This is a genomic window from Microcystis sp. MC19, assembly GCF_003019735.1.
GTDB lineage: Bacteria > Cyanobacteriota > Cyanobacteriia > Cyanobacteriales > Microcystaceae > Microcystis.
Genome location: NZ_CP020664.1, coordinates 3,295,126 through 3,318,811, shown reverse-complemented (window position 1 = coordinate 3,318,811; position 23,686 = coordinate 3,295,126). Strand labels below are relative to the sequence as shown.

The window sequence follows — 23,686 nt, the reverse complement described above, 5'->3', positions numbered from 1 at the left end:
CTGATAACTGATAACTGATGACTGATGACTGATAACTGATGACTGATAACTGATAACTGATAACTGAATATATGCCACAATTAGTTAATTATTATGATGTTTTAGGAGTATCTCGCACGGCTACCAGTGACGAGATAAAAAAGGCTTTTCGACGACTGGCGCGCCAATATCATCCCGATGTCAATCCGGGGGATAAATCGGCCGAAGAAAAGTTTAAAGATATTAATGAAGCTTACGATGTTCTCTCCGATGAAGAAAAACGGGTTGAGTATAATCGTTCCTTGACGGGGATTAAGCGCCGCGGGATACGTCCGGGGGAAAAAGCCAATAGTAACGGGAATGGAAAAATACCCCGTACAGAACAGGATTTATGGAAGTTTAGAGATTTTAATAACCTTAATACTAAGCGCGCTAAAATTGCCTCCTCTCCCCGTTTAACTCGTCGAGATGTGGAGGCAAAATTGACTTTACCTTTGGAGAAAGCCTATCAAGGTGGCCGACAAAGAATTCGTCTGGAAGATGGTAGATCAATAGAGGTTGATATGCCAGCAGCTATGATCGATGGGCAGAAAATTCGTCTCAAAGGTCAGGGGATTGAAGGGGGCGATTTATATTTAAAAATAACTATCGCTAGGCATCCTTTTTTTAGGATTCAAGGTTCTGATATTGTCTGTCAAGTACCAATTACTCCTAGCGAGGCAATTGTGGGCGGTTTTGTAGAAATTCCTACCATTGACGGGTTAGTTAAAATGATGATTCCTAAGGGAGTTAAAAGCGGTCAAAGATTACGTTTAGCTAATAAAGGTTATCCCACTTCCCAAGGAGAAAGAGGCGATCAATTAGTGGAAATTATCTTAGTTAATCCTCCCAATCCTAGCCCTGAAGAATTAGAACTTTATCAAAAAATACGGGCGATCGAAACTTTTAATCCTCGCCAAGGTTTATAAAGATTATGCTAGGTGGGTTACGGCAAATTTGAAATTTTTTGTCAAAAACATAACTTGTCCTTGCCTAACCCACCCTACACCTTAATCCCGCTTGATTATGACCAATATAATTGATACGATTAAACCTTTTTATCCTCTAGCTTTCAAGGCTATTCGGGGCAATTTAGAGGGAACACAAAAACAATTATTAAATACTCTGCAAAAAATCGATCGCTCGCGGGGGGGATTTTGGGGACAATGGTTAATCTCACAATTATCAGAATCCCTGAGTTTTAGCGATTCTCGCCTATCTCAAAGCCTCTGGGGGTTAAATTTCCCCAATCCCGTCGGATTAGCGGCAGGATTCGATAAAGACGGTTTAGGGGCAGGACTTTGGCATAATTTCGGCTTTGGTTTTGCCGAGGTGGGTGCTGTCACCCTAGAAGGGCAACCGGGCAACCCAAAACCGAGATTATTTCGTTTACCGAAAGATTTGGCGGGATTAAACCGTATGGGGGCAAATAACCTCGGTGCGCCGGTTCTAGCGGCAACTCTCCAGCAATCTTGGCAACGACAACCCCGACAGATTCCCATCGGTATTAACCTCTGTAAATCGAAAAATACGCCCCTAGAAAAGGCCCCAGAGGACTATTTAGGCAGTTTTCGCTATTTATTCCCCCATGCTGATTATTTTGTCGTTAATGTTAGTTCTCCCAATACTCCCGGTTTGCGTTCCCTGCAAAGTGGGGAACAACTCGATAAAATCCTCGACATTTTACAAACAGAAAATCAAGGCAGAAAACCACTATTAGTGAAAATTTCTCCCGATTTGGAATGGGAAGATATCACAATGATTATTGAGTTAGCTTTCTCCTATCAATTAGCCGGAATTGTCGCTACTAATACCACCACTAAACGCACGGGATTAAAAACTACAATTCTGCCTGAAACTGGTAAACCAATCACTGAAGAAGCCGGGGGAATTAGTGGGCAACCTTTGCGGGAACGTTCCACAGAAGTGATCCGTTTTATCTATCAGCAAACCCAAGGCAATTTACCAATAATTGGAGTGGGAGGTATTTTTTCTCTCGATGATGCTTGGGAAAAAATTACGGCTGGTGCGAGTTTATTACAGATTTATACCGGTTGGTTATACCGAGGACCCTGGCTAGTATCAAATATTTTACAAGGATTAACAGAAAAATTAGAGGCTAATGGGTTGACTAATATTAATCAAGCAGTGGGTTGGCAAGCTAACCAAGAATGAGCCAATTTTCTCTGGTAATTAGCAATAATTTCGGAAAAATTAGCTGAAATGTTGTCTGTCACCTTTGGGGATAAGATAAGATAATTAGGATAACTACAATAGGACTACTCTAGAGACTACAACCGCAGACAAATCGATCGCCAAGTATGGAACTTTTTAACCAAACCACAATTCTATGTCAAAAAAATCATTTTTACCCGGTTGTTTAGTCGTCCTAGGACTAACAGCAGTAACCGCAGGAGGTGTCTATCTTTATCTACGAGGACAACTACCTTGGCAAAGATTCACCCCCTTGCAATCGGCAAAAGTTATCCCAGAAACTGCCTTTGCTAGTAGTTTTGTCTCCACGGATGCAAAAGCTTGGTCAGTGTTAGCTAAATATGGTACACCAGAATCGCGAACTGCGGTTAGTCAAGGACTAGAAGAATTACAGAAAAATATCTTCACCGATAAGATTGATTATCAACGGGATATCGAACCTTGGATCGGTAGTATTAGCTTTGCTTTCCTTCCCGCAACTACCCCCGGACAATCGGAATTATTAACGGTTATCGGTATCAAAGATAAAATTAAAGCATCGGAATTCCAGAAAAAACTAGGACAAGAAGTTAATCGCAAAACTAGCACCAGTGACTACAAAGGTATTAAAATTACTGCTATAGATTGGCAGGATAACACCACTATTTATACTGCTGTTACTGGCGATTTTTTGTTGATATCCTACGATAAAAAGGTGTTAGAAGCGGCGATCAATACCTATCAAGGACAGCCATCTTTTAGCAGTAAACCGGAAGTGAGAAAACTGCTTTCCCAATCCCTCAACCTACCCAATACCCTAGCAACAATTTATATTGATGATTATGCCGCAATCTTGGGACCAGATGCCAATTTATCCCCCCAAAGTCGGCAAGAATTAGCAAAAATTCAGGATATTGTTGCGGGAGTGGGTGTCACCGATACGGGATTACAATTACAAATGGTGGCTAAACTGGCCCCTGAAACTATTTCTAACCTACCTTCCCCTAGCAAAAATAAAGTTTTAAATTATTTCCCTGGAGATACCATCGCACTCTGGAGCGGTAATAATCTTAAACAGGGATGGGAAGAAGCAGAAAAACAGTCCCAAACCAACCCAGAATTACAAGCTTATCTCCGTCAGATCCGTGAGAATTTTCAGATGGCAACCCTTGACGCGGATAAAGAAGTTTTTAACTGGATGGATCGAGAATTTGCCTTCGGAATTATCCCCAACCAGCAAGCAGTGGGAGGGTTAGGTTTTGGGGGAATGATGATCTGGCAAACCGGCGATCAGAAAGCGGCAAAAATTACCCTCGATAAGTTAAATGAATTGGTGAAAACTGTTCCCTTTATCACCATAAAAAACAGTCAAATTTCTGGCCAAGATGTGACTGAATGGAAAGCGGAAGAACAAGCACTTTTAACCTATGCTTGGGCTAATAATGATACCCTAAAAATGACCGTCGGAATTCCCTATCAACCGCAACCGAATCAACCGATTAGCAAAAGTGAGAATTTCCAAGCATCGATCGCAAATTTGCCTAAAAATAATCTCGGTTATTTCTTCATCGATGTGGAGCAAATTATCGCTAAAGCAGGGGGAATTAATAATCTTCCTGCCACGGAATTAACCCCGGAAACAAAAGCGTTTTTAGAATCGGTACGCGGGATCGGAATTACTGCCACTATGCCTGATAAAACCACCAGTAAAATTGATGTTTTATTTTCCCTGAAACAAACTCCCTAAAAAGTAACCAACTAAATAAAGCGATCCACAGAGAATTATCTGACTATCGGCAGATTCTTGGATGGCTTTTTTTAGTCCTAAAAATACATCAGAACAAGTCTCTAGGTGAGATAATTCTGTACAAATTGAAGCCGCTAATTCCGCTAAGGTTTCAGGATTAGCACTGCTATGATCAGGAACAGGAACTAAATATAAACTATCGCCTTTTCTTAATAAAGCTTGGAATATTTCTCGATGATCTTTAGTCGATAAAATTCCCATCACCCAGATAATTTTTGGAGCCTTTAAACTATCTACATACTGCCTTAAACCAATCGCAGCAGCAGGATTATGAGCGCCATCTATTAAAATTTCTCGCTGACACCAATTAACGGTTTGTAAACGTCCTAACCAGCGAGTTTTTGCCATTCCTTCCTGCACGACTTCATCGCTAATTTGCCAACCTTGCTGACGCAAAATATTAACAACAGCGATCGCTATAGCCGAATTAGTTAATTGAAAATCTCCCGCTAAGGATAAAGGGTATTCTAAACCTTGATATTTAGCCCGATTATCGGCAATTTTTTCGGCAGCTTCTACCCATACCGTTGGACAATTTAACAGCTTGATTCTCTCCCTAACTACTCCCTGCGCTGATTCTGGTAATTGTCCGATAACTGCGGGACAATTCGCTTTTAATATCCCCGCTTTCTCCCCGGCAATATCGGCAACCGTGGGACCTAAATTTTGCCAATGTTCCCGACTGATAGAAGTGATGACAGTAACTAAAGGTTGAGCGCAAACATTAGTCGCATCCAATCTTCCTCCTAAACCCACTTCCATCACGGCAATATCCACCTTTTCCTGAGCAAAATACAGCCAAGCAGCGGCAGTAATTACCTCAAATTGAGTAGGACTTTCCTGCTGGGGATCGATAAGCGATTGTATATATTTAAGCAGGTTTTCTAAAGTCGCGGTTTCAATATTTTCGCCATTAATAGAGATTCTTTCTGTCCAATCAATTAAATGGGGAGAAATATAACGTCCGACTTTGTAACCGGCGGTACTGAGAATAGAGGATAGATAGGCACAAACTGAACCTTTGCCATTAGTTCCCGTGACATGAATAATCGGAATTTTATCTTGGGGATTGCCTAAAATCTCCAGCAGATTTTTTATTCTTTCTAAACCGAGATTGACACCAAAACGCTGAAAAGGTTGCAGTAAAGAATCGATAGTCATGGTTGGCAAACTATAAATAAAGGAATCCGGGTAGGATCGATACTCCTACCTGCACTGATGACCCTTTCTCTGGGTGATAATGTCTAAAGTTTGACTAAAATGCTCGGTTCTTTTTGGATCGGTAAAACATCAAGAGAGTCAATATTAGCGCAGTATTTTAAATCTTCTTGACAGTGGAGACGCAAGAGGCGCTGACCATGACTACAACTGTGGAACATTCCTAAAAGATCATTTTGCCATTGACGATAAAGAGCGATCGAGGCGATAACCTCATCATTACCGATCGCCATTTGCCCCGATTGTTCTTGTAGCGCATCGGCGATCGCTCCAGCACAGGCCGTATCTTCCAAAGAATAACCCCCTTCCCAACCAGAGCCAACAATCCAGACGGTATCGGGCTGCCTATCCAATAAGTAATTAACGGCAGCTTGCCGATTGATCATGGCCGCAGTGATCACGATTGGGGATTCTTCCACTCTTTGCAGAGCGCGAGTGCCGTTAGTGGTACTGATAAACAGACGACGACCTTTCATTAAATCAGGGGTACAATCGAGGGGAGAATTGCCCAGATCGCAGCCTTCCACTTTCGCGCCGCCTCTTTCTCCTGCCCGGAGACGTTTTTCTGGTTGCCAGGTATCGCTCACCTGCATCAGGGTTTTCAGATCGCTGAAGGTTTGCACTGCTTCCGCACCAGCATTGAGGGCAGTGGCGATCGTGGTTGTCGCTCTTAAAACATCGATAACGACGGCGCAATCGGGTAGAGTATGGACGGGGGTAAGTTCGGGAGTATGATAAATGAAAACCTGCACGAGTTATACCAAGTAAAAAGTAAAAGGGGAAATAAGCTCAACATACCGCCGCTCGGCGTTGCGCTGGCAGAAGAAAGACAAGGCCGATTTTATCACGATGGATGTCAGCTAGTTAAGCTGTTCTTAATTCAAATTGCTTGTTTAGATCGGGCAAGAGGCAATACCCCCCCGATGTCGGGGGGGCAGGGGGGGTGGGGGGTTGGGGGGCTAATCTAAGAATAAGCGGTTTAAATACGTCTTAGCTCATCATTTGAAATGCCCACGCGGATCACAAAATTGGCTAATTGTCAATAGGTTTTGAGATGTTCTCACCCCGGATCGCTCATCATGACTAAATGTTATAATTAATAATTATTATGCCTGCTAACTTCAAGATTCATGTCTGCTAAAGATCGTTTTCATGGTGCAGTGAGAAAAGGATTAGAAAAAGAGGGTTGGATCATTACGGATGACCCTTTAAGGATTGAAGTGGGTGATGTAGAAATGTATGTCGATTTAGGAGCAGAGCAACTGATAGCCGCAGAAAAAGATAATGAAAAGATAGCCGTTGAAATTAAAAGTTTTATCGGTAAATCCAGCATTTCAGAATTTCATACTGCCATTGGACAATTCTTTAATTATCGTGTTGCTTTAGAAGAAAAAGAACCTAAAAGACAGTTATATTTAGCTGTTCCCTTAGATATTTATTATAGTTTTTTTGAATTGCGATTTATTCAAACTGTCGTTAAACGATTTCAAATTTACCTGATTATTTATGATCCGATTGGGGAGGTAATTGTCGAATGGAAAAATTAGAACAATATCGTCACTATGTCAAGCAAGTCATTACTGAATATTCTCAGATAGGTTCATCTAAAGAGCCGATTGAACAACAATTGATTTTTGATACAGTTGGCGATCACTATCAATTGATGTATGTTGGCTGGAAAAATAGACGAAGATATCATGGTTGTGTTTTGCATCTCGATATTAAAAAGGGTAAAATCTGGATACAACATGATGGCACTGAGGTGGGAATTGCCAATGAATTGGTTAATTTAGGCGTTCCTAAAGAAGATATTGTTTTAGCCTTTCATGAACCCCTAGTCAGAGAATATACAGGGTTTGCGGTGGGTTAATCTTAATCAGAGAAAGTTGACAACATTATTGTCATAAAATAGGTTCAACAGGAGAAAAATTTAGAAAGATTATCGAAAACAATTGACAAAAATCCCAGCAATGTCTGTCCGACGGCAATTGTTGAAACCACGGAAGTTAGCACTAACAATTAGTCAAAGCGCCAAATTCGCCTAACCTAATCATAAGTAGGTGGGTGGAATTAAATATAAAATGAACGTAGGTTGGGTTGAAGCATGAAACCCAACGCCCGCATGGGTTACGCTACCGCTAACCCATCCTACAAATAATTGTGCCTACCTACTTAGCTTAGGCGACAACCAAGATCAGCAAGAGACTTCGATTTTTTTACCTTGCTGATCTCTGTATTTCTTTGTTAACAAAACTTAACAATTATCGGCAAAATTTTGCTTGCTTTTATCGGCAGATTTTGCGATAATATTTTTAAAAGATTTTATTCATAATGGAAATCTGTGGGTCTAAAAAATTTTTGCACGGATTCCGATTATAAAAAAAGCATAGCGCAAGTCGCCGGCAAAGTCAAGTCCTTTCCCATTAATTATGGGTGGGAATTTCCCGGAATCAAAAAAGGGGTTTAGTGGGGAGTCAGACCAAATATAGGTTACACTTCAACTTTAAATGAGAAACGCTGTCATTCTTTGTAGGGAATATGACTAGACAAACCGCTAATCTCGGACAAACAGGAATTGCCGTCAGTGCTTTGGGAATCGGGACTTGGGCATGGGGAGATAAACTATTCTGGAACTATGGCAAGGAATACGGAGCTAGTCAGGTAGAGGAGGCCTTTAAAGCGGCAGTAGAGGCAGGAATCACCTTTTTTGACACTGCCGAAGTCTATGGCCTGGGGGAATCGGAACGACTCTTAGGAAAATTTACCCAACAGACCGATATTCCCATCGATATTGCCAGCAAATTTGCCCCCGTACCGTGGCGATTGGGGGCGAGTGCGGTGCATAATGCCATTACCGAGAGCTTAAACCGTCTAAAAACCGATAAAATTGCCCTTTACCAAGTACATTGGCCCTTCACCTTCCTAATTAGCCAAGAAACCCTAATCAATGCCCTAGGGGAAGAAGTAAAAAGCGGCCGCATTGGTTCCGTGGGTGTAAGTAATTATTCCGCCGAGCAAATGCGTCAAGCAAGCCAGATTTTGGCGAAAAAAGAGGTTCCCTTAGCGGTCAATCAGGTGCAGTATTCGCTTTTGTATCGCAAAATAGAAACTAAGGCAATTTTAGCCACGGCCAAGGAATTAGGTGTCACCATCCTCGCCTACAGCCCCCTCGCTCAAGGACTACTGACGGGTAAATATAGCCCAGAAAGCCAGAATTTGCCCGATGGAGCCAGAAAAGTTGACTCACGGTTCAAAAAAGAAGGTTTGGAGAAAATAGCCCCAATTTTAAGGGTACTGCAAGAATTGGGCGCAAAATACCAAAAAACCCCCGCACAAGTCGCCCTCAATTGGTTAATCGCCCAAGGGGATGTAATTCCCATTCCGGGGGCAAAAACTGCCGCCCAAGCGATCGAAAATGCCGGGGCCCTAGGATGGAGTTTAGAAGCGCGAGAGGTGACGCAATTAGAACAGATGAGCCGGCCTTGGCTGTAAAAATCAAAACTTTTGATTTTTGATCACCATTCTGGAAAAAGTCTCTAACTTTTTGGTGATCAAGATTAAAACAGGCTACAATCTTTGCATACTGCTGTACTACTTAAGAAAACTGGGACAAAATTAATGGCGACAATGACAAATAACTCCGATCGAGATAAAGCCTTAGGCTTAGTCTTAAATCAAATCGAGCGCAACTTTGGCAAAGGTTCGATCATGCGTTTAGGAGATGCCACCCGGATGCGGGTGGAAACCGTGCCTAGCGGTGCTTTAACCCTAGATATGGCTTTGGGTGGCGGTTTACCGAAAGGCCGCATCGTCGAAATTTACGGGCCGGAAAGTTCTGGAAAAACCACCTTAGCCCTCCATGCGATCGCAGAAGTGCAGAAAGCCGGGGGAGTGGCGGCCTTTGTCGATGCGGAACACGCGTTAGATCCCACCTATTCGGATGTTTTAGGGGTAGATATCAATAATTTACTGGTGGCACAACCGGACACGGGGGAGGCAGCCTTAGAAATAGTTGACCAGTTAGTGCGTTCTTCGGCCGTGGATATCGTTGTCATCGACTCGGTGGCCGCTTTAGTGCCGCGGGCGGAAATTGAGGGGGAAATGGGGGATAATCAGGTGGGTTTGCAGGCCCGTTTGATGAGTAAAGCCCTGCGAAAAATTGCTGGTAATATTGGTAAATCCGGTTGTGTGGTGATTTTCCTCAACCAACTGCGGCAAAAAATCGGTGTCACCTACGGCAATCCTGAAGTGACCACCGGAGGAACGGCCTTAAAATTCTATGCCTCGGTGCGTTTAGATATCCGTCGCATTCAAACTTTGAAAAAAGGCACGGAAGGGGAATACGGAATTCGGGCTAAAGTTAAGGTGGCTAAAAATAAAGTCGCGCCTCCTTTCCGGATTGCTGAATTTGATATTATCTTCGGTAAAGGCATTTCCCAGGTGGGTTGTATGCTCGATATCGCCGAACAAACTAACGTAGTTACTCGTAAAGGGGCATGGTATAGCTATAATGGCGAAAATATTGCCCAGGGTCGCGATAATGCCGTTAAATATCTTGAAGAAAAGCCAGAAGTAGCGGCGGAAATTGAGAAGTTATTGCGGGATAAATTAGATATGGGTTCGGTTCCTTTCCCCACGGAACCGGCCGATGAGGACGAGGAGGACGATCTGGAACCAGAAATCTAAAAGAAGAGGGTTTGAGGTCTTGATTATCCCCCAGTTTCGGGGGATTTTTTAGCTTCAGAATCGATGGATTTAGCGGCTTCTAACCATGATTGTAAACCTTTTTTAGTTGGTGTTCCTTTAGCGGTAAAAGTCCATAGATCTCGTTTATGTTGGGGTCCGTAGCTGATATGAATCGGGCGATTAATTCCGTAAAAATAGAGAGAGTCAAAGGGTAATTTTTGGTTTAAAATCCAATCTATCAGGCGATCGCTCGTTAAATCGATAATCCGAAAATCACAGGCTGCCCCCAATCGCTGACAATAATATTGACCTTTTTGATTAATTTCGTGGGCGCAATGTTGATCACGACTGGGATCGATTCTACCGTTTTTTAAGCCGGTGATTGGGTCTTTTTTTTGGAGAAATTTTCTCAGATCATTAGAACAAAATCCATAGGTTAATTGGAATCTTTCTCGACCAAAATTATCAATAATTGGATCGATAATAAAGTGAGCGAGATTTTGCCAAGCGGTGATCGTTGCAGGATTTTTGGGATAGGGGTCGATTTGTGCTGCATACTTTTGATAGGTTTGGGAACAGGTAGATAATTCCTCTAGGGTTAAATATTTACCAATTAACATAATCATTTATCAGTTTTTAGCTAGATCCTATCACCCGATTTAGCTATTTTGCCAAAGCTGCTTTTTTGCGACCATAATAAACAGCGATAAAAGCGCTGACATACATCCATAAACTATAGACCATTGCGGGAATGGCCAGATCGGGATTCTTTAATAAACCGGCAGTGATAGCAATAGCTAAAGTGCCGCTTTGAATACCCACTTCAATTGCAATACAAATTCTTTGGGGAATAGTTAATTGAAATAAAAGACCACTGAAAAAACCAATTAGGGAAGCAATCGTGTTTAAAATGATTACTGCGAGGCCAGTTTGAGCGATAAATAAAGGTAAACGTTGCCATTCTCTCAGGATTAATAAGCAGATAATAAGTGCTAGAAAAATCACGGCCAAACGATTAGTTATCGGTTCCAGACTTTTGGCCAGTAAAGGGAAGTAATGGCGGATAGTCATACCCATAACCAGGGGGAAAACTATAATCAAAAATATCTGCGCCATAGTAGGACCAATGGGTAGGGAGATGGCGGCACTTTCCTCCATAAAATGCTGGAGAATGAAACTAGCTAAAAAAGGTATTGTGAAAATGGTGATGATGCTGCTAAAAGCGGTTAAAGTAACAGAAAGGGCCACATCTCCCTTAGCTAAATAGGTTAAAACATTGGAGGAAGGCCCGCTGGGACAAATGGCGACAATCATTAAACCGACGGCAATTTCTGGCTGGAGAGGCAAAAGAGAAACAATAATAAAGCCGACGATCGGTAGAATAATAATTTGATTGACTAAACCGATCAGGACTGCTTTGGGATAACGGGTGATACGCTGAAAATCGGCGGGAATTAATCCTAATCCCATGCCTAACATTAAAACGCCTAGGGCAACGGGTAAGAGGATATTAGTAAAAAAGTCGGCCTGCATCGGATAAAATCGGAAAAGACGGGCTTATTTTACCATAAATTGACTAATTTATTCGTGTCCCTAGTTACCGATTTTGCCGACCAAAAAACCCCGGTGTGCAGGGGAGGTTAAATTGTAGGAGAAACAGGGGCTCTTCTAGGTTCTGTGTGATAAGTTTAATTGACATAGGATCGATCGATCTTTGTGTCCTTTGTGTCTTTGTGGTTCGTTCCACCCCCTCGCTCTTGAGAAATGTATCTTAGAATACATTTTACCCACCAAAGCTGGGAGAGCCAAACAGGGTAAGCGCATATAAAAATGTAGCAAATTATACAGACATCTAAGACAAGTAATGATAGAAAATCCGTTGAGTATAGGCTACTTAGGAGGATAGGCAAAAGGCAAAAGGCAAAAGGGAATAAATAGGGTCTGCTGAAAAAGTTTTTCCTGGGGGTAGGAGTCAGGAGTCAGGAGTCAGTAGCCGGTCGTTTCAGGCTTTGTTGCCCTTGTTTTTTGTACCAAGCGATGTACCACAAGAAGGATAATGCAAGGTTTTTGAAAGTCCCAATCCTATTTTCGCAGCACTAACATCGGACTTTAACAGGTCAAAAGCCTTATTTTAAAAGGGTTTTACCATTATTCAGCAAGCCCTAAATAATCAGTTTTTAATAACCAGATTTAGTATAAGGTGTAGGCAAGAGGCATGACAATTTGTCAGCTTTCCTTCCCTGGAGAGGACTTTTAGAGGATGATAGTTGTTGTCCCACTGATTCGCGACCCTCTCATGTCCCAAGGATTTGCTCCCACGCTGACTCAAGGAAAGAACCGTCGGAAAACTCTGGAAGCGAGCGCTCTGAGTCAGCGTCTGAAGGACTGTTTTGCCGCAATTAAAGACCCTCGGATAGAACGGACTCCCTTGCACCAACTGGGGGATATTTTAACCATTGCGATTCTTGCGGTGCTGGCAGGGGGAAATGGCTGGGAAGACATGGAAGTTGACGGACTGAGCAAATAGGAGTGGTTATCGACGTTTTTATACCAATTCTCTAAATGCCAACTACAGATAGAGCATCCAGGATATAACCTCGTCCAACAATTGAAGCAATTACCTCTTTATTCATTTCTTCGAGTCGTTGACCAATTAGCAAACGTAATTCCTCTAAGTCTCTAGGTAATTTCCATACAACTATGGGAATTGCTATATATTTAATTCCACCCCGCCACTTAAGTAGGTAGGCACAATTATTTGTAGGATGGGTTAGCGATAGCGTAACCCATGCGGGCGTTGGGTTTCATGCTTCAACCCAACCTACGTTCATTTTATATTTAATTCCACCCCGCCACTTATCAAGGTTGCTTACAGAAATTATAACCTTTCTAAGGCTTTTCTCTCTTTTTCAGTCACTTCTCGCCATTGACCAGGTTGTAATCCTGTTAAGCATAATTTATTGTTTTTGTCAATAGTAATGGCTGTTCTAATTAATCTTAAAGTGGGATAACCAACGGCAGCCGTCATCCTTCTTACCTGACGATTTCTTCCCTCAGTTAAGGTAATTTCTAACCAAGCGGTGGGAACAGATTTTCGATAACGAATCGGTGGCTCTCTGGGGGGTAAATCCGGTTCAAAATCTAGTAAGCTAACTATTGCCGGTCGAGTGCGATAATCCTGTATAGGAAGACCTTGACGCAATTTTTCTAAAGCGTTTAGGTCTGGAATTCTTTCGACTTGTACCCAATAGGTGCGCGGATGTGCAAATTGACGATGACCCAAACGATGCTGTAATTGACCGTTATCTGTGAGTAATAATAATCCCTCGCTGTCCCTATCTAAACGACCGACAGAATAGATGTTTGGGATAGGAATATAATCTTTTAAAGTCGAGCGCCCATTTTCATTAGTAAACTGACATAATACATCGTAGGGTTTATAAAAAAGGATATATTTATTCAAGGGAAAAAGGAGTCAGGAGATAGGAGTCAGGAGCTTTTTACTTTTATCAGTAAAAATTAAACAGTAATCCGTGAAAAGAAAGCTCTGAACTTGCCACTTAATACTGTTCACCGAATACTTAAATCTGATAACTGATTACTGATAACTGATAACTGATTCAATCCCGTTGATGGGAGAATTGATAAGCACCGACGATTGAGAGAAGAATAGCGACGATTAATAAAATGGGGATAGCGAACCAAGGAAATTGATTAATATCGTAGGCTGCGGCTCTTAATCCCAGACTAGCATAGGTGAGGGGTAAAGAATAAACAATAATTTTTAATGGCCATGGTAAGGTTTGGGGATCGAAAAAAGTTGCTCCTAAAAAAGACATCGGCACGATTAAAAAGTTATTATACAGACCGACACTTTCGAGGGATGTAACTCGCAATCCGACAATTGCCCCTAAACTGGCAAAGACGGCACAATTTAAGATTAAAACTAATAAAAAGAGGGGATTGAGAAAACTGACAAATTTTCCTGTAAATAAGATAGCGACGAGAATCACTGATGCAGAAGTCATTACACCGCGCAAAATTCCCGCGAAAACTTTGCCTAAAAATAATGAGAGGGGATGGACGGGAAGTAATAATAATTCCTCGAAGGTTTTACTAAATAAGCGATCGCCACATATCGAAAAGGTGGTTCCCCCGAAACTGATCGCCATTGAGGACAGGGCCACCATTCCGGGTAAAATAAATTCTAGATAAGAATCGCCGAGCGAGGGTTTCATCGAGCGATCGAGGGCGCTTCCCAACCCCAACCCGAAACCGATAATATAGATTAGGGGAGAAACTAAACCTGTGGCGGCGATCTGAAGGACTCTCGCGCGTAAATCTAGCCATTCTCCCCAAAATACGGTTAAAGTGTCTGTTAATATCGTCTGAGCTTGAGCTAGTTTCACTGGTATTTTGGTTAATTAGTAAATATACTTTTAATAATAATTAATAATTGTCCCCTTTTTCAAGGGCGAGCTTTTCGCACCAGAAAAATAATCATCGTCTAAGGATAGGCAAGAGGCAACAGTAAAGGGATTGGGGGAGATTCAGCTAATTTAAGGATAGGCAAGAGACAAGAGGCAAGAGTCAAGGGATTGGGAGAGATTTAGCTAATTTAAGGATAGGCGGTTAAAATCCGTTTTAGCTTACTTATGATAAAATGCTGTCAAGGTCAGGGAGGGAAAACTTGCAATTATTAGACCTCTTGCAAAAGTCTTAAGTCGATCCTTGTACAGCAACATTTTTGAAGATTATCAACTACTAATAAATAATTAACTGAAAGTCCCTCCCATTGTTGTTTCTATCGTTTGTTTTCGGATTTATGCAAGAGGTCTAATCAGATTTTCATGCTTTAGGACGAACTTTTGTGCATTTATTAACCGGAAAACATCCTTGGGAAAAGAATTGCGTACCCTTACCGGTCCTTCTAGTGGGGTTTACTCAGTAGTATATAGTCCCGATGGCCGCTATTTAGCTAGTGGGAGTGGTGACAAAACTATCAAAATTTGGCGGGTGGGACAGTAAACTTGTGTTGGGGGTGACAGCAATAACTTTTGTCTATCAAAAATGAGCGACACTTGCGGGAAACTGCACCGATGTCTTTAAAAATGTTGGGTTTCGCTCAAATTATTGAATCGAGCAGTTTTCTCCTAAATATTAAAGCGCTCAACTCAACCAAAAAGCTAGAGGGGATCGTATCTACATCAACAAACTATAATCTACATTAAAGAAATGTCCTAATAATTTCGCCTGTTCTTGGGTAATTGACCCTTTTCCTTCAATTAAACTAGAGGCAATTTTGTCAGAGCCAAGGATTCTGGCTATGTCTTTCTTATTAACGCCTTGCTGTTCCATCAAAAACAATAACATAGAATGAGGTGTGGTTGATTCCTGTAGATAAAAGCTTTTTTCAAAATTCCCAATTAAAAAAATTAGAAGCTCATAAAGTTCATCTTCTTCGGGAGTTCGCTGCTGACGGTGCATTAATTCTTCCACAATAGCCAAAGCTTTTTCATTTTCTGCCTCTGTTTTAATAACTTTAGGTAAATGGCGAGCTAGTAATTCTTTGTATTTTTCTGGATTAAAAGTAAGGGTCATTTTTCCATTGCTCCTTATCGTATTCAGCGTGAGTTAAAACATACTTGATATAAATTAGCCGCTTCTGATAATCGATACTGGTTATGAGACGATAACTATTCCCTTTAATGTTAAAAACAGTAAAGTTACCAACTGCTTCTGCTTTAGGAAATACTGTTTGAACCTCAACTAAATTATACCAAATCGCTTTACTGGCAATTTTATACCAATTCTCTAAAGCTATTCGGGAATCAGCGTGTTTATTCGTAAATTCTCGTAGTCTTCGATAGCTGATGACGTGCATTTATAAAAACAAACATAAATTATCTTTGGGGGTGATTCGCTGCCAAAGTTGTTTTTCTCTGGGTAATTCAGTTGCCTGTAATCGTCCAATCTTCTGCTCTTAAACCGGCAATTTGCCCAAAATCTGAGAGATTTCTCGTCAGCAGGATAGCCGGATTAACCATTGAGATAGCAGCAATCTTCAAATCCATCGAACCCAAACGAGGGTAAGTTACCCGAAGTTCTTGAAAAACTTGACCTGCCTTTTCATCAAAGCCGACAATGGGAATCGTGCGATAATTAGCGAGGTGCTTTTCTAGCCTTCGATAGGCAACAACTTGAGCTTCAATCGAATTTGCCTTGGCTATGTAACTGAGCCATCCCCGCATTTGTTCTTCGTAGGTGATAATTGTGGTGGCAACTTCGCTGCTTGTAATAGCAGCCAGTTTTTTCAGCAATTGTTGTGCCGGTTGTCCCCCGCGATCAAGAATACTAATATGATCGGTGTCAAGGAGATACATTTCAGGGTTCGGATGCTTCCTCGGCTAATGGTTTTAGAGACTGGCGGTACTCTTGACCAAACTGCATTGCCTCTTCGTAAACCGGATCGTCAGCAAAAGTGCCGACAATTTTTTCCCACCAGGGAGTTTCGCTGACAGTAGGTAGCAAACGCTTAAGCAGTGCTACTTCAGCTTCTAAAGTTGCTAGTCTTATCTCTAGATCAGTGCTTAACATGGTTGACATATCCTCCTAATTCTGCTCTTGCTCGAAGGTTAGCTCTAAAACAAAATTTGTTTCAACGCCAGAAGCCATAAGATGAACTGATGAAACGTTTTCCATCGGTAATTCAGTTGTTTGTCATCGTCAGTTAGTGAAACTCCCGTCCGTTACTTTGTCCTTAGCTGCTATATTAACTGGTTAAACCGTGTTTTAGGGCAAAACGTACCAATTCCGTGCGACTATTAGTACCAGTCTTGCTAAATAAGCGACTGACGTATTTTTCTACGTTTCTGACACTGGTTTCTAGACGACTGGCAATTTCTTTATTCATCAATCCCTCCGCCACTAAATCTAAAACACTTTGTTCCCGGGGGGTAAGGTCAATTTTAATCGGGGGGGGAGTAGTAGTAAAAGTGTTCTGTTGTCCCACCTGCTGTTTTAATTCCCGGATATCTCGGGCAATTTCTTCTAATCTAGCGTTTTCGCTGGTGGCTTGCAAGGATTGACGACGGCGCTCGATTAAAGACTTGATTAATGCTTCTAATTCTTCGGGATCGAAAGGCTTGGATAAATAAGCATCACAACCGGCATTATAACCCTGAATGCGATCGCTTGTCATCCCCCTAGCAGTGAGAAAAACCACGGGAATTGTCTGAAAACGAGCATCTTCGCGCAATTTCTTCAGAAACTGATAGCCATCCACCTGCGGCATCATAATATCGGAGATGACTAATTCCGGAATTTCTTGATTGAGTAAATCCCAGGCTTCGTTAGCATTACTAGCAGTTCTTACCTCGAAGTCATCCCCGTACTGTAGATATGCTTGCACAGATTCACGAACCCCCGGTTCGTCATCCACTAACAAAACTTTCGCAGGTGTGTCCATGAATTTCTCGCAGCGATCGAATATTGTCCGAATCCTATCTTATCAGCTATCAGCAGCCGGTCGTCAGTAGTCAGGAGATAGGAGTCAGTAGTCAGGAGATAGGAGTCAGGAGATTGCTTTTATTATTCTCCCATCTCCCCAATTCATAATTCATAATTCATACATTCATAATTCCCACTCCCCAGATCATCCTCAAGATGGTGACGGTGAGTTAAACTAGCAGATAGAACTAAAAAGTTACAAAAATCACACAATGATTTTATAATCCTTTCACCATTCTTAATAAATCCCGTGACCATTCTCTGCTGGCTCGATCGCATTAGTGCTTCTGATCGCCCCCTGGTGGGGGAAAAAGCTTTTATTGCCAGTGAATTACATCAGCGAGGATACCCAATTATCGGGGGATTTGCCATTTTTAACCGCATTTTTGCGGAATTTTTGGAAACTATCGACAATGGTGACTCGTTTCTGACTGATTTTCCCCAATCTTCCCTCTATTTAGACGTAGATAACGCCAAAGCTCTGCAATTAGTGGCGCGCGAGAGTCGGCGGGCCATTTTACAAGCGCCAATTCCTCCTTTCTGGTTAGAAGAACTAGAGGCAGCCGTGGCACAATTATCGATGGCTACCCTAGTATGGCGCTTTTCCCTACCAGCTAATCTGGCTCGGCGAACTCTCGGTTTATTTTCTGCCCCCATCAGTGGAATTAAAGCAGATAATCTAGAAAATGCCCTAAAACAAGCTTGGGCGGAGTTATTCAACGCCAAAAGTCTATTTTATTGGCGAAAAATGGGAATTGGTTTAGAAAAAATTCAATTATCTTTACTGGTACAACCGTTATTACCAGCTAATTGTGCGGGAAATGTGCTGATTAATGAGGATAACTGGGAAATTCAGGCGGTTTGGGGGTTAGGACACAGTTTAGTTAATGGAGAAGTGGCACCGGATACCTACATTATCGATCGCTCCGGTCAATTACACAGTCGGCAATTAGGCAATAAATCCCGCGCTTATTATCTCAATAGTGACAGTAATCTGCTTGTACCACAATTATTAGCACCCAGTTTACAGGAAAGCTACTGTTTAGATAATTTCGCCCTCGATCGCCTTTGTCAACTGGTTCAATCTCTACTGGCGGAAAAACCGACGTTAACCAGCATAGAATGGCTGATGATGCTGGATGGTCAAATTTATATTCTCAACTGTCACAGTCAGGAAATCACCCCCACTACATCCCATTATCCCTTAAGAGGATTAGGGGCATCCCCGGGGTTGGCATCGGGAGTGGCAAAAGTGATCAGCAATTTCGACTCCCCAGAGGCAAATTTTCAGGATTGCATTCTGGTTACTACTAATTTACCTCCGAAAAAACTGCCCCATTTACGCCAAATTCGAGCAATGATCACGGAACAGGGGGGATTAACTAGCCATGGAGCCATTTTAGCCCGGGAATTAGCCATTCCTGCCGTTGTCGGGGTGAAAAATGCCACAGAAATTATCCGCTCAGGCGAGATAATTTTAGTAGATGGTACAAGGGGAATTATTTCTCTAGCATCTCAGGAACAGATTTCCTTGCCCCCTCCACCCCCCAGAGAAACCGACGGCACGGCAATTGCTACCCGTTTGATGGTTAATCTCAGTCAAACTGAAAGTATTGCCGGAATCCGAGAACTGCCTATTGATGGGATCGGTTTATTGCGCTCAGAATGGATGATTTTAGACTTACTTTCTCAGCGTAATCTAGAAGAATGGTTAACGCCAGAGCATCAAGAAGCATTGATCGAGAGATTAAGTGATTTAATCGCACAATTTGCCCTTAGTATCCAGCCTAAGCCTTTATTTTACCGTTCTTTTGATGCTCAAGATTCGGCTAAAGACAGTCGGGGAACCCATGGTTATATATTAGATCCGACTCTATTCGATCTGGAATTGCAAGCTTTACGACGGGTACAAACCACCAGCGCCACCAATATTAATTTACTGCTTCCCTTTGTCCGCGGGGTTGAGGAATTTATTTTCTGCCGGCAACGGGTACAATCGGCTTTACTCACTCAAGTCCCTTCTTTCCAATTGGGGATAATGGTGGAAGTACCGGGGGTAATCTTTCAATTAGCGGATTATGTGCAAGCGGGCGTACAATTGCTCGCTATTGGTACTAATGATTTAACTCAATTACTTTTAGGTAGCGATCGAGAACATTTCTCAGAATATTTTAACGCCCGTCATCCCGCAGTCAGAGCGGCTTTAAAACAAATTATCACTCAGGCAAAAGTTTTACAGATTCCCTGTTCCGTTTGCGGCATGGCTATCGTCCAGTATCCTGAACTTATCGATGATCTGATTGCTTGGGGTGTGACTTCTCTTTCGGTGGATAGGGAAGCAGTTTTAGCCACTAGAGAGGCAATTGTTCGGGCCGAAAGAAGGTTTTTATTGGAAAATAGCAGATAACTTCCGAACTACCCCACTTCCCCACTACCCCACTTCCCCACTACCCCACTCCATACTTTGTGCTTTTTGTCAAAAAAACTTTTTTTTTGCAATAAAACTACACAAAAAAAAGATCATCGTTGTGGGTGAAATTGACTCATTTACCTGTCTTAATGAGGATTACCTTCTAGGTGTGGCAAGGGTTTCAACCTTTGCTGCCCAAAAAAGCATAGAATACCCCACTATGAAATTCAGTAAAATCGCTGTAACCATTGTAACATCGTTGTTAAATAAAAATCTTTCTCAATTAATTTTTAAGAATTTATAAATATTGCGGAATGTTAATTTAAATATTCTCAAGTTTGTGGAGTCAATAGATAATTTTTGCTTATATTTGACCAACATTGCGTTAGGAGTCAGTTATCAGTTATCAGTTATCAGTTATCAGTTATCAGTTAACTGAGAAAACTCCCCACACCCTACACCCTACACCCTACACCCTACACCCTGTCCCCAGGAAAAACTTTTTGCCGCAAACCCTAGATAGGGAAAAGCTTGTCCCCTAATGCCTAGAGAATTTCAATAATTCCTTGAGTGCCATCGAGACGAATTAATTGACCATCTTTTAACAATTTCATGGCATTATGCACATCCATAACCGCCGGAATTCCGTATTCTCTGGCAATAATAGCACCATGGGATAATTGTCCCCCCACCTCGGCAATAATGCCCACGGCCCGGGATAATAAAGGCGACCATCCTGAGTCAGTATAGGGAATAACGAGAATAGTATTAGGGGCAATTTCTAGATTTTGTAAGGTTGGCATAATTTTGACTCGTCCCTCCACTGTCCCCCCACTAGCGGCAATTCCCTGTAAGCGTTTTTTGGCAGTTAAATTTGAAACTAAAAATTCTCTTTTCGGGGGTTGTCCATAAACGATATAGGGAATATCGGTTAATTGAGAGTTTTCTTGGAATTGTTGGCGACGCTGACGGATAATCTGCTTAAGATTGGCGATTTTATTATTCTGACCTAACTGGGTAACTTCTGAGTAATTTAGATAAAATATATCTCCAGTCTCCGATAATATTTGCTGCTGTAACCAGAGGGTTTCCAAAGCGAGAAAATGCCAGCGTAGGTGAGCTAAAAGACGGGAGTAAATTTCAGTTACCTGGTTTTTGATATTTAATCTTTTTTGGACATTGTGGGAAGATTTGACTTTTTTATGGCTATTATTGACCGGAATATCTAAGGGTAGTTGTAGCAGATATGGGGGATTTTCTCGCCATCTCGGTATCGAAATATCGGTCCCCACTTCGCTTAAATAACCGTAGGTTTCTAACCAGAGGGAAAAAGCTGAGTCAAAATCTCGATCGAGCGTATTTTTTCTCAGTTCGGATAGCGATCGCATTGAGGCTATTTCTGGTGCTTGGGAGTTATCCAATCTCTCAAAAGGTACTTGCGAAATACTGCGACGCAAAGCGAAGCTAAGAGGGGCAAGAATACTATAATAGGTTGCTTTTTTTAAGACGGTTAGAATCTCCTCAATTTGCTCTAAAATCTCCCCTGAAGATAAAGCTTCTGGGGAAGTAGCGTTAATTTTTTCGAGCGTCGGAATAAAATAGGTTTTTTGATCTTGGCTAAAGTCTTTTTCTAACTGTAATTCCCGTCCTAAAAGTTTTAATAAACCGGGGGAATTAGCCAAGGTTACCGTTAAAGGTGGTTTGGTAAACTTTGCCCCTTTGGTCAGGAATTCTAAGCTTTCTGGAGGTAATCCCATGCGACGAAAAATTGTGCCTAATAAAGAAGCATTAAAATAGGCTCTTTGATAGTGTAAAGTCGCTGTTTCATTGAAGTCCAAATCGAGGGCTTTTTTGCCTAAAACTAAACTGAAAATATCTCCCCAAACTCCACAGGTTAAGGGGCGATTAATTGACCAAGGCAAGGGACGAATTACCCCGGGGATAACTTCAGCTGCGATTTTTCTTGTCCAAATTGGCTGTAAATTAGTGATAGGACGGCACTGTAATAACCATAATTTGTGTCCGTCATGAGTCCATTCTATATCTTGAGGAATGCCATGATCAAGGTTTTCTAATTGCCGACAAAGATTAGCTACCTGTTGAATAATAGCTGGGGGAATATCTCCCGCTCCGATGATGATATTTTCTTCTAAATTAACTCGATAACTTTCGGGGGTGATTCTTCCCGATACAACTCTGGTGGCATCTCCGGGTAAAGCTTCAATAACTACATCTAAACTGAGAGGATTAATCGGATCACGACTGAAGGCAACTCCTGAAAAAACTCCTCGAATTTGTTCTTGGATTAACACAGCCATGGCCGTGTTTTCTTGTCCTCGATCGAGTCGATAATTAACAGCATTAGGACTATTATAGGAGGTTTGGCAACTTAAAATCGCCGCCGCTAAATTTTCTCGATTGATGACGTTAAGAATTGTGGTATATTGTCCCGCAGATGAAGCGGTTTCACTATCTTCTCCAATAGCGGAAGATCGCACGACTAAGGGATGATTAATATCAGGATTAAGAGATTCTATTAACGGTTGTGGATCATCTCCTGGTGGTAAAACCCAACCCCTAGGAATGGGATAACCGGCACGCTTAAGATCGGCTAAAGTGGCGGCCTTTTGTCCCACTTTTGAAGCTGCCAGATTGTCATCAAGAGTTTGGATCGATCGATCTCCACGAAAAAAACGAAACATAGTTTTTGATTCATTGTTAACACTTGCTTCAGGTAAGTCTAAATCGTCGGCGATTTTTTGAAAAATTGCCCCTAATAAACAGGCTAAAGCAATGGCACTTATAATATAACCTGAATCGTGGGGACGGCGCAAGGTGAGAATCAAAGCTAATAAAAATAATCCTACCAATCTACCCGTAGATTTTTCTCGAAAAATAGTAAAGCTAATCCCACTGATAATTGAGGTGAGAAAAACGGCGGCAAAATCGTGAACGATTAATCCCCAGAAAACATTAGTAGTTCCTGCACCTTTTCCTAACCAATAGCGCCCCATGACTAAGGCAATTAAAGCTAATAATTCCCACGTGGAGCCGGTGGGAAAAAATAAACGGGTTAGGAAAATAACGATAATTCCCTTGGCTGCTTCCGAAATTACCGCCAAAATTCCCACTAATTTACCCCCATGGTAAAAAGCGGCAGTTACACCGATATTACCAGTACCTAATTGGGATAATTTACGTCCAGTTACGAGATAATTTATCCAATCGATCAGAGGCAATCCCCCGATGATAGGACAGACTAAAAAAATAAATAGGGATCCCCAAATTTCTGTCATTATATTTTCTGGCTCTAAAAAATAGTTACTTCTCGGTGGAGTCCCGTCAGGTATCGTGATTAGAATAATTCCGTCCACACTCCCTTAACTCTTATATAGTATTTTAGCTCTACCAACCCACGACATTATTTATTTTAAATTTTACTTTATAAATACTTACAGCCTTTCTCGGACAGATGAGGTATAATGACAACAGTGATTGCAGCAATTACGGGTGTCTTTCTTGGAGACTGCCTTAAAAGCTTCTTCGAGAGCCTTGTCTAAGTCTCGATAATTTTTCGTTTGTAATTTTACCAAGATAGACTTGGCTTTTGGGCAAAAGTTTTCAAGAGTTTTCAATCGAGGTAAAGTCGAGAGAGTAAGGATGTAAATAAACTATCTTAGACTCCTTCTTCTTCCACAGCTTGACGGACTTCTTCGCTGACATGAATTTTATCACTCACCGTTGGCTCGTTTCTGGAACCGAAAATTTGATCAATTGTCTCAAATGTAGTCTAGCAAACGCATTGAGCGTTCTACTCGAATATTTGTTAGTACAAAAAGACCATT

General features: G+C 41.7%; 22 protein-coding genes and 1 pseudogene. 11 read left to right on the top strand and 12 right to left on the bottom strand.

Annotated elements, in window-relative coordinates; genetic code table 11:
* Positions 1–71: 71 nt before the first annotated feature.
* The 3 genes from B5D77_RS16935 (at position 72) to B5D77_RS16925 (ending at position 3,958) form a co-directional block, all read left to right on the top strand.
* Complete coding sequence (locus tag B5D77_RS16935) at positions 72–947, top strand: J domain-containing protein (RefSeq protein ID WP_052277458.1); 876 nt, start codon at positions 72–74, stop codon at positions 945–947.
* 97 nt (positions 948–1,044) lie between these two features.
* A complete protein-coding gene (locus B5D77_RS16930) occupies positions 1,045–2,193 on the top strand; it encodes a quinone-dependent dihydroorotate dehydrogenase (RefSeq protein WP_106909253.1) in 1,149 nt (382 codons plus the stop codon).
* Between the two features lie 175 nt (positions 2,194–2,368).
* On the top strand, positions 2,369–3,958 hold the full coding sequence (locus B5D77_RS16925; RefSeq protein ID WP_106909252.1) for a DUF3352 domain-containing protein: 1,590 nt from the start codon (positions 2,369–2,371) through the stop codon (positions 3,956–3,958).
* Here B5D77_RS16925 and B5D77_RS16920 read toward each other — a convergent pair.
* Both B5D77_RS16920 and B5D77_RS16915 read right to left on the bottom strand, forming a co-directional pair.
* Positions 3,932–5,179, bottom strand: a complete 1,248-nt coding sequence (locus B5D77_RS16920; RefSeq protein WP_106909251.1) for a folylpolyglutamate synthase/dihydrofolate synthase family protein — start codon at positions 5,177–5,179, stop codon at positions 3,932–3,934. The genes B5D77_RS16925 and B5D77_RS16920 overlap by 27 nt on opposite strands.
* An 83-nt stretch (positions 5,180–5,262) precedes the next feature.
* Positions 5,263–5,988, bottom strand: a complete 726-nt coding sequence (locus tag B5D77_RS16915) for a 2-phosphosulfolactate phosphatase family protein (RefSeq protein ID WP_016514541.1) — start codon at positions 5,986–5,988, stop codon at positions 5,263–5,265.
* A gap of 378 nt (positions 5,989–6,366) precedes the next feature.
* On the opposite strand from B5D77_RS16915, the gene B5D77_RS16910 reads away from it, so the two are divergent.
* From B5D77_RS16910 to recA, 4 genes are all read left to right on the top strand, one after another.
* Entirely contained in the window at positions 6,367–6,783 is a 417-nt protein-coding gene (locus B5D77_RS16910) for a XisH family protein (protein ID WP_002751648.1), read from the top strand.
* Positions 6,771–7,106, top strand: a complete 336-nt coding sequence (locus B5D77_RS16905; protein WP_106909250.1) for a XisI protein — start codon at positions 6,771–6,773, stop codon at positions 7,104–7,106. The genes B5D77_RS16910 and B5D77_RS16905 overlap by 13 nt, the downstream gene beginning before the upstream one ends.
* Positions 7,107–7,774: 668 nt before the next feature.
* Entirely contained in the window at positions 7,775–8,728 is a 954-nt protein-coding gene (locus B5D77_RS16900; RefSeq protein ID WP_106909249.1) for an aldo/keto reductase, read from the top strand.
* Between the two features lie 126 nt (positions 8,729–8,854).
* A complete protein-coding gene (gene recA, locus B5D77_RS16895) occupies positions 8,855–9,922 on the top strand; it encodes a recombinase RecA (protein ID WP_106909248.1) in 1,068 nt (355 codons plus the stop codon).
* A 23-nt stretch (positions 9,923–9,945) separates the two neighbouring features.
* On the opposite strand, the gene B5D77_RS16890 is transcribed toward recA, so the two are convergent.
* Together B5D77_RS16890 and B5D77_RS16885 are read right to left on the bottom strand one after the other, a co-directional pair.
* Positions 9,946–10,542 (bottom strand): hypothetical protein, encoded by a 597-nt coding sequence (locus B5D77_RS16890; RefSeq protein WP_039900179.1) that lies wholly within the window; start codon positions 10,540–10,542, stop codon positions 9,946–9,948.
* Positions 10,543–10,585: 43 nt separating this feature from the next.
* A complete protein-coding gene (locus B5D77_RS16885; protein WP_008203044.1) occupies positions 10,586–11,455 on the bottom strand; it encodes a bile acid:sodium symporter family protein in 870 nt (289 codons plus the stop codon).
* Positions 11,456–12,182: 727 nt separating this feature from the next.
* Here B5D77_RS16885 and B5D77_RS27340 point away from each other — a divergent pair.
* Positions 12,183–12,449, top strand: coding sequence for a transposase family protein (locus B5D77_RS27340; RefSeq protein ID WP_106909247.1), 267 nt, complete (start codon positions 12,183–12,185; stop codon positions 12,447–12,449).
* Positions 12,450–12,800: 351 nt separating this feature from the next.
* On the opposite strand, the gene B5D77_RS16870 is transcribed toward B5D77_RS27340, so the two are convergent.
* Both B5D77_RS16870 and B5D77_RS16865 read right to left on the bottom strand, forming a co-directional pair.
* Positions 12,801–13,385: a pseudouridine synthase gene (locus B5D77_RS16870; protein ID WP_008203860.1), complete on the bottom strand. Its 585-nt coding sequence runs from the start codon at positions 13,383–13,385 to the stop codon at positions 12,801–12,803.
* Between the two features lie 157 nt (positions 13,386–13,542).
* The gene (locus B5D77_RS16865) at positions 13,543–14,331 is read right to left on the bottom strand and encodes an ABC transporter permease (RefSeq protein ID WP_106909246.1); all 789 of its coding nucleotides are present in this window, start codon (positions 14,329–14,331) and stop codon (positions 13,543–13,545) included.
* Positions 14,332–14,809: 478 nt separating this feature from the next.
* Between B5D77_RS16865 and B5D77_RS16860 the strand changes: the two are divergent.
* Positions 14,810–14,950: pseudogene (locus B5D77_RS16860) on the top strand (WD40 repeat domain-containing protein); the annotation flags it as partial.
* A gap of 174 nt (positions 14,951–15,124) precedes the next feature.
* Here B5D77_RS16860 and B5D77_RS16855 read toward each other — a convergent pair.
* The 5 genes from B5D77_RS16855 to B5D77_RS16835 all read right to left on the bottom strand — a co-directional run bounded on the left by B5D77_RS16855 (position 15,125) and on the right by B5D77_RS16835 (position 17,390).
* Entirely contained in the window at positions 15,125–15,523 is a 399-nt protein-coding gene (locus B5D77_RS16855) for a type II toxin-antitoxin system HigA family antitoxin (RefSeq protein WP_002797362.1), read from the bottom strand.
* Positions 15,507–15,806 (bottom strand): type II toxin-antitoxin system HigB family toxin, encoded by a 300-nt coding sequence (locus B5D77_RS16850; protein WP_002777884.1) that lies wholly within the window; start codon positions 15,804–15,806, stop codon positions 15,507–15,509. The genes B5D77_RS16855 and B5D77_RS16850 overlap by 17 nt, the downstream gene beginning before the upstream one ends.
* A 67-nt stretch (positions 15,807–15,873) precedes the next feature.
* Positions 15,874–16,305, bottom strand: coding sequence for a type II toxin-antitoxin system VapC family toxin (locus B5D77_RS16845; RefSeq protein ID WP_008203031.1), 432 nt, complete (start codon positions 16,303–16,305; stop codon positions 15,874–15,876).
* A gap of 1 nt (position 16,306) precedes the next feature.
* Positions 16,307–16,519 carry a hypothetical protein gene (locus B5D77_RS16840; protein WP_106909245.1) on the bottom strand — a complete coding sequence of 71 codons (213 nt, stop codon included), beginning with the start codon at positions 16,517–16,519 and terminating at the stop codon, positions 16,307–16,309.
* Positions 16,520–16,694: 175 nt separating this feature from the next.
* Positions 16,695–17,390: a response regulator transcription factor gene (locus tag B5D77_RS16835; RefSeq protein WP_002795661.1), complete on the bottom strand. Its 696-nt coding sequence runs from the start codon at positions 17,388–17,390 to the stop codon at positions 16,695–16,697.
* A 291-nt stretch (positions 17,391–17,681) separates the two neighbouring features.
* Here B5D77_RS16835 and B5D77_RS16830 point away from each other — a divergent pair, with 291 nt between their 5' ends.
* Both B5D77_RS16830 and B5D77_RS27790 read left to right on the top strand, forming a co-directional pair.
* On the top strand, positions 17,682–19,838 hold the full coding sequence (locus tag B5D77_RS16830; protein WP_106909244.1) for a putative PEP-binding protein: 2,157 nt from the start codon (positions 17,682–17,684) through the stop codon (positions 19,836–19,838).
* Between the two features lie 310 nt (positions 19,839–20,148).
* Positions 20,149–20,280, top strand: coding sequence for a hypothetical protein (locus tag B5D77_RS27790; RefSeq protein WP_256386885.1), 132 nt, complete (start codon positions 20,149–20,151; stop codon positions 20,278–20,280).
* Positions 20,281–20,386: 106 nt separating this feature from the next.
* Here B5D77_RS27790 and B5D77_RS16820 read toward each other — a convergent pair whose 3' ends face one another.
* Positions 20,387–23,137: a glycerol-3-phosphate acyltransferase gene (locus B5D77_RS16820; RefSeq protein ID WP_106909243.1), complete on the bottom strand. Its 2,751-nt coding sequence runs from the start codon at positions 23,135–23,137 to the stop codon at positions 20,387–20,389.
* Positions 23,138–23,686: the final 549 nt, after the last annotated feature.

Bases quoted from the DNA above. Each gene is read 5' to 3' on its own strand.
- B5D77_RS16935 (WP_052277458.1), top strand. From the start codon at position 72: ATGCCACAATTAGTTAATTATTATGATGTTTTAGGAGTATCTCGCACG.
- B5D77_RS16930 (WP_106909253.1), top strand. From the start codon at position 1,045: ATGACCAATATAATTGATACGATTAAACCTTTTTATCCTCTAGCTTTC.
- B5D77_RS16925 (WP_106909252.1), top strand. From the start codon at position 2,369: ATGTCAAAAAAATCATTTTTACCCGGTTGTTTAGTCGTCCTAGGACTA.
- B5D77_RS16920 (WP_106909251.1), bottom strand. From the start codon at position 5,179: ATGACTATCGATTCTTTACTGCAACCTTTTCAGCGTTTTGGTGTCAAT.
- B5D77_RS16910 (WP_002751648.1), top strand. From the start codon at position 6,367: ATGTCTGCTAAAGATCGTTTTCATGGTGCAGTGAGAAAAGGATTAGAA.
- B5D77_RS16905 (WP_106909250.1), top strand. From the start codon at position 6,771: ATGGAAAAATTAGAACAATATCGTCACTATGTCAAGCAAGTCATTACT.
- B5D77_RS16900 (WP_106909249.1), top strand. From the start codon at position 7,775: ATGACTAGACAAACCGCTAATCTCGGACAAACAGGAATTGCCGTCAGT.
- recA (WP_106909248.1), top strand. From the start codon at position 8,855: ATGGCGACAATGACAAATAACTCCGATCGAGATAAAGCCTTAGGCTTA.
- B5D77_RS16890 (WP_039900179.1), bottom strand. From the start codon at position 10,542: ATGTTAATTGGTAAATATTTAACCCTAGAGGAATTATCTACCTGTTCC.
- B5D77_RS16885 (WP_008203044.1), bottom strand. From the start codon at position 11,455: ATGCAGGCCGACTTTTTTACTAATATCCTCTTACCCGTTGCCCTAGGC.
- B5D77_RS27340 (WP_106909247.1), top strand. From the start codon at position 12,183: ATGATAGTTGTTGTCCCACTGATTCGCGACCCTCTCATGTCCCAAGGA.
- B5D77_RS16855 (WP_002797362.1), bottom strand. From the start codon at position 15,523: ATGACCCTTACTTTTAATCCAGAAAAATACAAAGAATTACTAGCTCGC.
- B5D77_RS16850 (WP_002777884.1), bottom strand. From the start codon at position 15,806: ATGCACGTCATCAGCTATCGAAGACTACGAGAATTTACGAATAAACAC.
- B5D77_RS16845 (WP_008203031.1), bottom strand. From the start codon at position 16,305: ATGTATCTCCTTGACACCGATCATATTAGTATTCTTGATCGCGGGGGA.
- B5D77_RS16840 (WP_106909245.1), bottom strand. From the start codon at position 16,519: ATGTTAAGCACTGATCTAGAGATAAGACTAGCAACTTTAGAAGCTGAA.
- B5D77_RS16835 (WP_002795661.1), bottom strand. From the start codon at position 17,390: ATGGACACACCTGCGAAAGTTTTGTTAGTGGATGACGAACCGGGGGTT.
- B5D77_RS16820 (WP_106909243.1), bottom strand. From the start codon at position 23,137: ATGACAGAAATTTGGGGATCCCTATTTATTTTTTTAGTCTGTCCTATC.